This window comes from Dysgonomonas sp. 521, from assembly GCF_010501055.1.
Lineage (GTDB): Bacteria > Bacteroidota > Bacteroidia > Bacteroidales > Dysgonomonadaceae > Dysgonomonas.
The window spans coordinates 26,592-39,473 of record NZ_QVMO01000039.1; the positions used below are offsets into that span (position 1 = coordinate 26,592).

10 protein-coding genes are annotated in these 12,882 nt (G+C 40.9%); 5 read left to right on the top strand and 5 right to left on the bottom strand.

The features are described 5' to 3' along the window. Positions 1–19: 19 nt before the first annotated feature. Positions 20–793: a 5'/3'-nucleotidase SurE gene (gene surE / locus D0T84_RS11985; RefSeq protein WP_163308110.1), complete on the bottom strand. Its 774-nt coding sequence runs from the start codon at positions 791–793 to the stop codon at positions 20–22. 275 nt (positions 794–1,068) lie between these two features. Here surE and D0T84_RS11990 point away from each other — a divergent pair, with 275 nt between their 5' ends. Next, a complete protein-coding gene (locus D0T84_RS11990) occupies positions 1,069–2,718 on the top strand; it encodes an alkaline phosphatase (RefSeq protein WP_163308111.1) in 1,650 nt (549 codons plus the stop codon). A 312-nt stretch (positions 2,719–3,030) separates the two neighbouring features. Here D0T84_RS11990 and D0T84_RS11995 read toward each other — a convergent pair whose 3' ends face one another. The 3 genes from D0T84_RS11995 to rbr form a co-directional block, all read right to left on the bottom strand. Further along, on the bottom strand, positions 3,031–4,662 hold the full coding sequence (locus D0T84_RS11995; RefSeq protein WP_163308112.1) for a RagB/SusD family nutrient uptake outer membrane protein: 1,632 nt from the start codon (positions 4,660–4,662) through the stop codon (positions 3,031–3,033). A 135-nt stretch (positions 4,663–4,797) separates the two neighbouring features. Then, positions 4,798–7,557, bottom strand: a complete 2,760-nt coding sequence (locus D0T84_RS12000) for a SusC/RagA family TonB-linked outer membrane protein (RefSeq protein ID WP_163308113.1) — start codon at positions 7,555–7,557, stop codon at positions 4,798–4,800. Between the two features lie 168 nt (positions 7,558–7,725). Continuing rightward, on the bottom strand, positions 7,726–8,304 hold the full coding sequence (rbr, locus tag D0T84_RS12005; RefSeq protein WP_163308114.1) for a rubrerythrin: 579 nt from the start codon (positions 8,302–8,304) through the stop codon (positions 7,726–7,728). A gap of 250 nt (positions 8,305–8,554) precedes the next feature. On the opposite strand from rbr, the gene D0T84_RS12010 reads away from it, so the two are divergent. The 4 genes from D0T84_RS12010 (at position 8,555) to D0T84_RS12025 (ending at position 12,482) form a co-directional block, all read left to right on the top strand. Beyond that, on the top strand, positions 8,555–10,255 hold the full coding sequence (locus D0T84_RS12010; RefSeq protein WP_163308115.1) for a SulP family inorganic anion transporter: 1,701 nt from the start codon (positions 8,555–8,557) through the stop codon (positions 10,253–10,255). Between the two features lie 192 nt (positions 10,256–10,447). Then, entirely contained in the window at positions 10,448–10,882 is a 435-nt protein-coding gene (locus D0T84_RS12015) for a VOC family protein (RefSeq protein ID WP_163308116.1), read from the top strand. A 174-nt stretch (positions 10,883–11,056) separates the two neighbouring features. Then, positions 11,057–12,019: a DUF4421 domain-containing protein gene (locus D0T84_RS12020; protein WP_163308117.1), complete on the top strand. Its 963-nt coding sequence runs from the start codon at positions 11,057–11,059 to the stop codon at positions 12,017–12,019. Between the two features lies 1 nt (position 12,020). After that, the gene (locus tag D0T84_RS12025; protein ID WP_163308118.1) at positions 12,021–12,482 is read left to right on the top strand and encodes a GNAT family N-acetyltransferase; all 462 of its coding nucleotides are present in this window, start codon (positions 12,021–12,023) and stop codon (positions 12,480–12,482) included. On the opposite strand, the gene D0T84_RS12030 is transcribed toward D0T84_RS12025, so the two are convergent. Beyond that, on the bottom strand, positions 12,471–12,827 hold the full coding sequence (locus D0T84_RS12030) for a rhodanese-like domain-containing protein (protein ID WP_163308119.1): 357 nt from the start codon (positions 12,825–12,827) through the stop codon (positions 12,471–12,473). The two genes, D0T84_RS12025 and D0T84_RS12030, sit on opposite strands and share 12 nt — an antisense overlap. Positions 12,828–12,882 lie beyond the last annotated feature (55 nt).

Genomic DNA, 12,882 nt, shown 5'->3' on the forward strand with positions numbered 1-12,882 from the left:
TTCGTTTTATATCAAATTTCTAAAGTATGGTTTCCCAAGCCTTTATCAGGGCCAGATGTTCATGGTTTGTCATATCCACCTTTACTGGGACAACCGACACATAGCCATTGGCTAAAGCCCATTCATCGGTCATTTCATTATGAGGTTCATCATTGGCAAAATTACCTGTCAACCAATATATCTGTTTATTAGCGCCATCTTTCGATTCTTTAAACTCGTTTACCCATTGCCCGGATGTCTGACGGCAAACACGGATCCCTTTAATGCTGTTTCCTTTAGGAACGTTCACATTCAGACATGTTCCTGCCGGTAAACCTTCACCCAATACCTGCTTTGTTACCGCATGGATATATTTCTTCGTATATGAGAAGTCTGCATTGTGGTCATGATCGAGCAAAGAAAAGCCAATAGATGGAATCTTAAAGACTGCTCCTTCTATGGCTGCACCCATAGTCCCCGAATACAGAACCGAAACAGCCGCGTTAGACCCGTGATTTACCCCGGAAAGTACCATATCCGGTTTACGTTCCGCCAATTCATTTATCCCCAGTTTTACACAGTCTACAGGAGTTCCGCTGCATATATATATTTTCAGGTTAGGTTCGTCCTTTATAAGCTGCACCCGCAATGGCTGCAATGATGTGATAGCACTCGACATACCGGAACGAGGCCCGTCGGGAGCCACAACCATAACCTCGCCTAAATCTTTTACGCTATCTATCAACGCTTCTATCCCTTTAGCCTGATACCCGTCATCGTTGGTAACCAGTATCAGAGGCTTTCTCTTCTCCATGTATATTTAAGTTTTATATTTATATCCGCCGGATAGTTTATGAAAATATTTAACCCGAAAAATCAATTTTCAGTTAAGATGCAAAGATACATCAATATTTTTAAATCCTTACTTGTAACTTTGTGTGGTAAATATAGTGCCTGTTTAAATTTTAGCAAAAATTTTCATTACAGTTTCAGACAGATAAAAGATTTGCTATAAAATTTAAACAGCCTATTATAATTTTGTAACTTTGGTAAATTTTCAATTTTATTACTAATTCAAATACACATAACATGAAAAAAGTGAGTGTGGTCTTATCATTGCTGCTGATCTTATCTACTACGATATATGCCCAACAGCAGTACCGCAGACAGGTCAGACCAACAAAGAATGTCATTGTAATGATACCGGACGGAACATCCATGGGTGTAGTCTCCGCTGCACGCTGGTATCAGATTTACAACAAACTTGGTGGAAACAATTTAGCCATCGATCCTCATCTGTGCGGAACGGTTAAAACGTTTTCCTCAAATGCCCCTATAGGAGATTCTGCTCCGACTACATCAGCGTATATGACAGGTATGCCCCAACAAACAGGAAATGTATCGATATACCCTGTAGCCGATCCGGAGAACGACCTTGTACCTGTAGACCCGGCAAAGGCTTATCAGCCATTGGCTACAATACTGGAAGCTGCAAAGTATCAGCAAAACAAAGCCACCGGACTGGTTGTTACCGTAGAGTTTCCACACGCTACGCCCGCAGATTGCTCGGCTCACTACTACGCCCGCGGGAAATATGAGTACATCGCTTCTCAAATGGCATACCAGAATATGGATGTAATGTTCGGGGGCGGGAACTCTATTCTCACAGATGATATAAAACAGTATTTTAAGAATACAGGAACAAAGCTTATACAGGATGATATAAAAGCGTTCCGCGATTTTAACGGAAAGGATAAAGTCTGGGCTCTATTTTGCGAAAAAGAGTTACCATACGACCTTGACAGGGATTCTACGCTAATACCATCATTGGCTGAAATGACCCAAAAGGCACTGGACAGGTTGTCACAAAACGAGAACGGGTTTTTCCTGATGGTAGAAGGCAGTAAAGTAGACTGGTCGGCTCACGGCAATGACGCGATAGGTTGTATTACCGAATATCTGGCTTTTGACAAAGCAGTGGGCACAGTTATGGACTTTGCTAAAAAGAATGGGGAAACAACAGTCATTGTATTGCCTGACCACGGTAACAGCGGATTCACAATCGGACGCAGAGACCTGAAGAGTTACGACAGAGCCAGTCTCGACAAGCTGTTTGGCAGCGTATCCAAATACAAAAAGACCGGAGAAGGACTGGAAAGGATATTGCTGAAATCGAAACCGGAAGACTTCAAGCGTATCTTCAAAGAATATACAGATATAGACCTGAATGACGAAGAACTCGAATTGTTGCTTAGCTCAAAAAACTATAAGGAAGCGGACTATATGAAAGTAAGCAACAGTGTGAATATGGGTTCAAGCATTATCAAGATCATGAACGAGCACACCTATTTCGGTTTCACCACAGGAGGCCATACCGGAGAAGAAGTATTTCTGGCCGCCTATCATCCGAATGGAGACTTACCGATAGGAATGAATACCAATACCGAAATCAACCAATATCTGGCTGATGCTTTGGGTATAAAGACGACTTTGTCTGAAATGACAGATGAGATATTCGCTAAACATATCGAAGTATTTAAAGGGCTTGATTACTCGATAGATAAGACAACGGATTTTCCTGTCCTGAAAGTGAAAAAAGGGGATATGACATTAACTATCCCGGCATTTAAGTCTGTCGTATATCTCAATGACCAACCTATATCATTAAGTACTGTAACGGTGTATATAGATAAGAACGATACATTCTATCTACCTAAGAGCCTGATAAATAAATTGTAAAATAAGCTACATAATTAAAGAAAGCAGCAAAATTCATCTTGCTGCTTTCTTTATTAGAGCCTATTTAAATTTTAGCGAAAATTTTTATTATAGGTTCTGGTCCAATAGTTCTTAGCAATTTTTTTATGCTCTTTTTACCGTATTTTTGGCTCCGCCGATTTTCAATTCCCTTTTTTACTCTTGGTTTAGCCCGCTAATTAACTCCGCTGACCGTTGGTTCGGCTGGCAAAAATGATAAAATACATCTAAAAATAGCTATAAAAAAGATTTGCTATAAAATTTAAACAGACTCTTATTATAGTACAGTATTTTTCAATACCCCATATTTTGGGTTAGATTCGGATTCAGGTCGAGGATACTTTGGGGAATCGGGAAAACCGTTGTATAACCGCTTGCCTCCCCATGTAGCTGTGGCCGTTGGCTATAAGCTTCATGATATTTACCGAATCGTATCATATCCTGACGACGCCAGCCTTCCCATGCTAACTCAAGCAAACGTTCGTCAAATATATTATCCAATGTAGCAGTACGGTAAGCGGCCCCGGCACGGGCTCTTACCTCGTTCAGTTCGGCATCTCCACTTTCTCCGTTGCGTACTTTTGCTTCACTTTTCATTAATAAGACATCCGCATAGCGGTATAGCACAATATCATTGTCGATAAGCTTGCCATCTTTTATATTTGTCTTGTCTATCGCATATTTCTTCATTCGGGCTCCGGCCATCTTTTCGTAAAGAGAACCCGACAGATCGAGCTTTATTTCCGATGGGAAGTATTCCAGTACATTCCCCATATCATCCTTTACCTGATTTCCATTCAAATCGTATATTATGCCGGCATGATAATTCTTCTCGAAACGGGGATCAACATTATCTGTTCCATATCCGAAAATACGGAGAGCATCCAATGTTGCCGACGTCCCGTTTTCGCTGCCGAAGCCTAAGGCCTTAGAATGGTTGTAATGTAATGAGCGGAACAGATATTGCATCTGATTGGTATAACTCCGCTTATCCATCGGTATAATGAATATATTTTCTACGGACGATTCATTAAATACGATAAAATTATCTTCATAATCCGGTGAAAGCCTGTACCCCATATCCTTTATCTTATCGCAGAAAACAATAGTTGCCTGCCATGCATTATATTGCACACCATCTATAGAGAAGTAGACTGGGTTACCATCCCGCCTGCTCCCGTCTGTCCAGTCATTATCGGTAAATACCTCAGCATTCAAGGCCATTTTTGCCAAAACGAAATACACCACAGGCTGGGTAATCCTGCCATAGTATTCTCCGAACTGATTGCTCCGCTCTTTGCTTAATAAAGAGACAGACTCCTGTAATTCCTTAACGATGAAATCGAACACTTCTTTCCGGTTGCTTTGCTCTATTTCGTTTATAGGTATAGAAGAACTGGTAGTAACCGGTACACGCGCAAACATATCCAACAGGTAATAATAGTATATTGCCCGAAAAGCCCGCACTTCGGCTATATACTTATCTATCTGAATCTTATCAAATTTATCTTTCGATGCTTGCAGTGTCTCTATCGACTTATTGCTTAGTATAATCACTTTATATAAATATTCCCATGTCGCCCTTAACGATTGATCCTGAACACCCCATGTATGGAGGTATAGCCTCTGCCAGAAACCGCCATCGTACCAGTCGCCTCCCCTGGTGGGTATCATAGCCTCATCTGTAGTCAGGGTATTAAAGTCGTAAATACCCCGTGTAGTCCCCTGCAATCCCTGGCTGTTTTCATATCCGCCTACATGACTGTACATAGACGCTACTGTGTTGAGGTATAAACTTTGCAGCGTCTTATAAGCTTCGTCTTCGGGTATCTGATCCTTGGGCTTCTCATCCAGAAAATCACTGCATGCAAGACAGATAATGCCACAGATAAGATAAACTATTGAATAAAAACTAAACCTTTTCATACTATAATCTTATTTTAAAAGGATGTATGGGAACGCACATGACAAAACCGGAACAGGCGGCGTAGGGTTTTGCAATTACATGCGCTTCGCGCCTGTGACCGTTGGTTCATGCTTGTTTTCATCGCTATTGGTTTTTTAAAACTTAAAATTCAAGCCAATTGTATATGTCCTGGATACGGGATAAGAGCGTTTATCGTCCAATCCCAGTGTATTATCCAATACAAGGCTGTTAATCATAGGTGTCAGGCCCGAATAACCCGTTATAGTAGCCAGATTGGTTACAGAAAAGGATAACCGTAATGACTGCGACTTTTTTCTAAACCACCTTTGAGGAAGATTCCAGCCAACAGTCAGGTAATCGATGTTTATATAATCGCCTTTTTCGAGCCAGTAATCTGTAGCAACAATATCATATATATTATTTCCAGGAGTTTCTTTCAACACATTATAATCCGGAAATACATTCATATTCATATAAGTCAAAGATGTGCCATTATAGATTTTATGGCCGAATGCTCCGTTAATCTGAAGCGACAAATCAAAATCCTTATAGCGGAAACTGATATTAGAACCCAGTAATGTTTTCGGCATTACCTGTCCTGCGACAGATCTGTCTTCTCCGGCTTCGAGATTGACTCCTCCGCCATTAAGGTCTTCTATCCCATATTTTTTCTTACCGTCCTCCCCCGTTATCAGGCCTGAACTTTTAGGAAGATAAAACACGCCCAGAGGCTGCCCAACAATATGATATACTATCTGATTGTAGCCGCCATGCAATCCTGCGCCATTCAATTCGGCAACACTGATATACTGCGGAGCAGACATCTTTTGGCCATTGTAAACGCCATCCAACGAGAGAAGCTTATTTTGCTGAAATGTTACATTTGCATTTATGTTCAATTCCATATCTCTGGTTTTCAAAGGGGTTACACCTACAGATAGCTCAAAGCCGCTGTTACGCATCGAACCGAGATTTGCCAACAGGGTATTATATGCGAATGGCGGCACACTTACTTCGTAAGTATACAGCATGTCTTTGGTCTCCGACCTGTAATAATCAGCCTTCAAATAAATCCTGTTGCTCAGTAAAGCTATATCCAGGCCGGCATTGAGCGTATGTTTCACTTCCCACTTAAGATCGGGATTGGCATTACGGGCTGTGCTCAAAACCACTGTAGGAGAGCCGTCTACAGGAACTACTCCTGTAGGTTTCATCAATTGCAATGACGTATAGGAATCTATAGCATCCTGATTACCAGACAAGCCGTATCCCAAGCGAAGCTTCAACTGATTGAACACAGGAAGCGATTTCATAAATCCTTCTTCGTGTAATGCCCATGCCACAGAAAATGAAGGGAAGAATCCCCACTTATTATTCTTACCTACTTTGGATGAACCGTCAGTGCGGGCATTTACCGTTGCTATATACCTCCTGCCGTATACATAATTTACACGCCCCATAAACGATACCAGACTGGGCGCGTCGTAAAAGGATGCTGTACCCTCCCACAGGCGAAGAGCTCCTGCCTGAATGTTGTTATAACCGAATTCATCGGAGGAAAAGTTTGTAACAGTGGTATGGAATCCTGTTAAAACTTCTTTCTGAGCCTCAGCAAGCCCCAGTATATCTATATGATGCGAGCCCGTATCTTTTTTATAGTTAAGGATAAGGTTACCCAGCATGTGTTCACTTTTCTTCTCTCCTTTATACGCTTGCCCGTGTCCCCATACCGATGTAGGCAAATACTGGGAATTTTCCACATTATTATAGGTATATGAGCCAAAAGCGGATAATTTAAGATTACCGGTCAGGAAGTAGTTTACGTTTACATGGGCGTTAAAGAGGGCATTCGTCTCATCATCATCTACCTCAAGCCAAGCCAAAGGATTGGTTATCTGGCTCGCATACGTAATTTGATCCCATGCTCCGGTTTCCTTATTTTTATGGTTTGGAAAAGTAGGATTAAATGCTGCCGCAGAATAAAATGTCTTTTGGGAATCGAATAAATAATTATTTTTCAGCATAGAACCAAAAGCACCGAAATCTACTGACAATTTATTCTCCAGTGCTTTCTGATTAATATCGATTTTTGCCGTATAGTTTTTCGAACGGTTATTCTTTATAATTCCTTCCCTATCGATGAAACCGACCGAAATGCGGTAATTAGATGATGCCGTACCGCTGCTTATTGCCAAATGATGATTATGTACCAGACCTGACTGAAGTATTTCGTTCTGGAAATTCGTATTATTCCCCAAATCGATAAACTGCAGATTCCGGTCTTTTGCCAGTTGCCTGTATTCGTTACCGGAAAGCATATCCAGCTTTTTCGAAACATGATCTATACTCAGGTTACCGTAGTAGCTTACGTTAAAGGGGCGGTTACTCCCTTTCTTCGTTGCTATCTCTATTACTCCCGATGCGCCACGCGAGCCATACTGAGCTGTTTCGGAGGCATCTTTGAGAACAGTAAAACTTTCTATGTCTGCCGGATATATACTGCTCAATGTACTCATGTTGCCGAATACGCCATCAATAATTATCAGCGGATCGTTTCCCCCCGTCAACGATGTTGTTCCCCGTATACGCACTGACGATAATACAGCCGGCCCATTGTTTGAAGGGGTAATATAGACGCCTGCAATTTTACCCCGGATAGCATCCGAAGGAGAAGTTATCAGCCCTTTATTCATATCTATTTCATTGATTTTGTCTACAGCCCCCGATATGGTAGCCTGACTGCCTATCGCATATCCGATGACCATTATGTCATCCAGTCTGACAATAGAGTCTGTCAGTGAGCCTTTATCTTGAGAGAAGCAATCATAAGGAAAATGAATGAAGAAAAATGATAATAGAACCACCTTGAATAATGTAAAATTGTATGGTTTCATAAGGTATTATCTTTAAGGTTATTATGACTCTCATTACCTATAGAAATAACAATTATTAAAGATAAAATGATTCTGTTTTTAACGAATTTTTGATATTTATAAGAAAAAACGATGTAAAATAAAAAAGGCCGCGAATTTCGCGACCTTCCCCTATTCCTAGATTTCAGATTAGAAGTTCCATTTCAATGGCTCGAAGTATGCCTGCGGATGAAGACAAGCCGGACATGTTTTAGGAGCAGCTTTACTCTTAATTACAAATCCGCAATTACGGCATTGCCAGTCTATTGCTTCTTCACGAGAGAAAACACCATTGCTTTGTACACGAGCAAGTAAAGCTTTGTAGCGATCTTCATGCATATTCTCTACTTTAGCTACCATGCGGTACATTACAGCAACTTCTTTAAATCCTTCTTTTTCGGCTATGTCAGCAAAGGCAGGATAATCAACAGCCCATTCTTCGTGTTCTCCGGCTGCAGCCTCTATAAGGTTTTCTTCTGTAGTACCTATCTTACCTGCGGGATACATAGCTGTAATTTCCACCATACCGCCTTCCAGAAATTTAAACATACGTTTCGCATGTTCTTTTTCCTGATCTGCTGTTTCGAGGAAGATTGCAGCAATTTGCTCATAACCTTCTTTTTTCGCTGTACCGGCGAACATTGTATAACGCATTCTGGCCTGAGATTCTCCAGCGAATGATTTTAACAAACACTTTTCAGTTTCCGTACCTTTAATACTTTTTTCCATAACTTAATGATAGTTTAAAAAATTGGGTTTATACAAAAATAGCATTTAAAATCCTTTTCTGAAAAAGATTTCAAATGATTTTATACCTTTGTGGCTTAAATGAACATATAAGAATAACGCCTTTTAGGTATGTTAATTAGACAGAATCTAAACAACAAAAATATTTGTTGCATAATCAACTACTTACCGGGGTGTTTTATATTTATATAGCAAATATTTATCTCTTATCAATTGTATTTATTTGTCTGTTATGAAAAAGGATTTTCTCAAGGACTTCACGCCCCAACTGTTTATTTCTCTAAAAACGTATAACAAAGAAAAATTCATAAGCGACCTTATGTCCGGCCTCATTGTCGGCATTGTAGCTTTACCTTTGGCTCTGGCTTTTGGTATTGCGTCGGGAGTAAGCCCCGAACAGGGTATTATCACAGCCATTATTGCCGGATTCATCATATCCTTTCTGGGTGGGAGCCGTGTACAGATAGGCGGGCCAACGGGGGCTTTTATTGTCATCGTATATGGAGTCGTACAAACTCACGGCTTGAGAGGGCTTATAATAGCCACCATCATATCCGGTGTCATATTAGTACTGCTGGGTGTTTTTAAGTTGGGCAAGATTATCAAGTTTATCCCCTATCCTATTATTGTAGGATTTACCAGTGGTATTGCCGTAACCATCTTTACAACACAAATAGCGGATATATTCGGATTGAGCTTCGGCGGTGAAAAGGTTCCGGGAGATTTCATCGGAAAATGGATAATATATTTTAAACACTTCGATACGATCAACTGGTGGAATACAATCATCAGTATAGCCAGTATATTTATTATAGTAATTACGCCCCGCATTGTAAAGAAGGTTCCGGGATCGCTAATGTCAATTATCATAATCACGATAGTCGTATATTTATTAAAAACCTATGCGGGAATCAATGTTATTGATACCATCGGAGACCGTTTCAGAATCAATGCGGAAATTCCGGATGCGGAAATTCCGGACATCAATATAGCGACTATAACCGACCTACTGCCTGTAGCCATCACCATAGCGATGCTGGGGGCGATAGAGTCGCTGCTGTCGGCTACAGTAGCAGATGGCGTTATCGGTGGCGAAAAGCATAACTCGAATACAGAGCTCATAGCGCAGGGAGTAGCCAATATAGTCACGCCCCTGTTTGGCGGTATTCCTGCTACAGGCGCTATTGCCCGTACTATGACGAATATAAACAATGGCGGACGCACCCCGGTTGCCGGTATTATACATGCCGTGGTGCTGTTGTTGATACTCCTCTTGCTGATGCCATTAGCCCAATATATACCGATGGCCTGCCTGGCGGGAGTTCTGGTCATTGTAGCATACAATATGAGTGAATGGCGTACATTCAAGGCTCTACTCAAAAATCAGAAGTCTGATGTCGCAGTTTTATTGATAACCTTCTTTCTTACTGTAATCTTCGACCTTACCATAGCTATCGAGGTAGGGCTGTTACTAGCGGTTGTATTGTTCCTTAAGCGGATCAATGAGGTAACCCAGGTTTCGGTTATAAAGAACCAGTTGGACTTAACTGACGAGAGTGAATTTACTCAGGATGAGGAAATCCTCACTTTACCTGACGAAGTGGAAGTGTACGAAATTGACGGGCCGTTCTTCTTCGGTATAGCAAATAAGTTTGACGAAAGTATGCGTATTATCGGAGACAATTCGAAAATACGGATTATACGGATGCGCCTGGTTCCATTTATCGACTCTACGGGATTGCATAACCTGACCAGCCTGTGCAGAAAGTCTATGAACGATGGTATACAGGTTATACTTTCAGGCGTACGCCCGGAGGTAAATGCCATGATTAAGCATTCGGAGATACCCGGTATGATAGGAGAAGTAAATATATGCGATAACATTAACGCAGCCCTGAAAAGAGCCAATCAGATATTAAAAAGTGAGGTTTAAGAGTACGGAATAATAGAATCAGCATAATTCTACCGGTACAGTTCCAACCTTATTTACCATAGGATGTAGATATGGCAAAAGATTTAATACCTTTTGCAGAACATTATTTATACATAAAATGTTTACTCTCAATAGAACACAAGGTTCTATAAATAAGGCTCGATAATCAAACCAGTTTATAAGTACATGGCTATGGTAACAATAAATCCGTACCTATCATTTAATGGTAATTGTGATGCTGCATTCAACTTTTACAAGTCAGTCTTTGGTGGGGAATTCGCTTTTGTGGGACGTTACAAGGATATACCCGATCAACCTATGCCCGAATCGGAGAAAGAGAAGATAATGCATATATCCTATCCTATAAATAAGAATACGATCCTGTTTGGAGCTGATACATCCGAACACTTTGGAGGAGGAGTTCAATTTGGCAGTAATATTTCATTGTCTGTTAATACAGACACAGCAGATGAAGCAAAACGGATATTCAAGGCATTATCAGAAGGAGGCAATATAATTATGCCTCTTGAAAAGACCTTCTGGAATGCGCTGTTTGGATATTTTGTAGATAAATTTGGTATCTATTGGATGGTCAATTACGACTATGGCAAGGATACCAATGTGTAGGCCAGACTTTCCAACCTTTTCATTTTTGCTCCGTATTCTGATAGTTAAATAAAAGAGTACGGAGATCAAATAAACCTTCTCATAAAGCATTTATCGGCATATTCCATATTTAAACATACTATCCAATCATCTTATCCGTTTATATTGCATAACTTTGAGAATAAAACTGACTAGATGTTTCCAACGAAAGAAATGCTGATATACACAAGGTGTATCATGCCTATACTTCTATTATACGCCTCCTTCTGCCATGCACAGGTAGACAGTTCTTACATACAGCCATATAGCCACGAGTTATCAATAAAACCGCATGTATATTATAAGTTCACTTCATTAACACATGAGATAGACGACAACAGGGAAATTACATATATGCCAAACAACCCGGCAAGTATAGGATTAGGGGTAACATACAAGAATTACTCGATAAGCGGAGGATACGGCTTTGGATTTATGAGGGATAAGAAACGTGGAGATACAAAAGCTCTCGACTTCCAGTATCATTATTACGGACGCAAATTTATAGCCGATATCTTCTTTCAACAATATAAGGGATTCTACAAGGACGAAGACGAAGAGAAAGATGTGTACGAGATTTTCCCCGATATCAAAGTCATACAATACGGCATACATGGCCAATATGTGTTCAACAATAAGCAGTTCTCCTACAAAGCAGCGTTCAACCAAAGCGAGAAACAACTAAAATCGGCCGGCAGCTGGCAGATAGGCGGAGGGCTTTATTATAATGAGATACAGAGCGACAGCACTTTACACCTGAACGAATATAATAAGCTAAGGAACTATCAGCTAAGCATTAGCGGAGGATATGTTTACAACTGGGTTATCAATCGTCATGTCTTTGTTTCGGGAGGTGTGTCCGTTGGATTTAACTTGGGTATTGAAAACACTTCCGATTTTAAGAAAGTAGAAATATCCCCTTCTGTCTTTCCTCGTATCGCGGCAGGGTATAACGCCGATGATTGGACCGTCAGTTTGTCCTTCGTTGTCAACAGGATGTATGTGACCCGGACAAACTCGCTTGAACTGATTTTTGATACAGCTAATATGCAAATGAGCTTTATCAAGAGATTCGATGTTGCTCCCAAATTTATGAAGAAAATCAAATACATCAACTAACATGTTAACCCTAAGACCTTTTACACCCGAAGATATGAATATCTTCAAAGAATGGCTGAACAAAGCCTATATCAAAGACTTCTTCGGTGAACCGGAAGACTGGATATCGGAAGTTATGGAACATCTGGCATCATTAGACTGGATACATTACTTCATAGTAGAGTACGATGGCAGTCCGATAGGCTTTACCCAATACTATGAAACGGACAAAGCACCCGAAGGCGACTGGTCGCAGGAACCTGCCGGAACAGTAGGGATCGACTATATGATTGGAGAAGAAAACTATCTGGCTAAAGGCTTAGGCAGCACGATCGTAGAGGCAATGGTAAAGACCATTAAAAGCCAAGGTAGATACAACCACATCATTGCCGACCCTAATGCATACAATATCGCATCAATCAAAGTACTGGAAAAAAACGGATTTAAGCTTATCAGTAACGGGTTATATAAATTAACGCTGTAATTCTTCCTCCCTCACTTCCAATACCTCTTTCAGATGCTTCCAGCCGCCGCCGTCGTAAACATTGGCAAAGCCTTTCTCTTCCAATTCGGCTTTAGCCTTGGCGCTACGTCTGCCACTGCGGCAAATGACTATAATATCCTTATATTGCTGCAAGGATTCTATCGAGTCTCCCAAAGACTGTAACGGCATATTAACAGCCCCATCAAAATGTCCCCCTTCAAACTCCTGAAGTCTTCGTACATCTACAATCACCGTCGTTTCTTTAGCAAACAAAGCCTTTAATGTATCGGCATCCGCTACCTGCCCTTTACACCTGGAATACAAGGAGAAACGCAAAGAAGCCAAAGGGCAGGGCCATTTACTGGAGCCGTGGCAGCCAGCAAGGATTAGCAATGGTGAG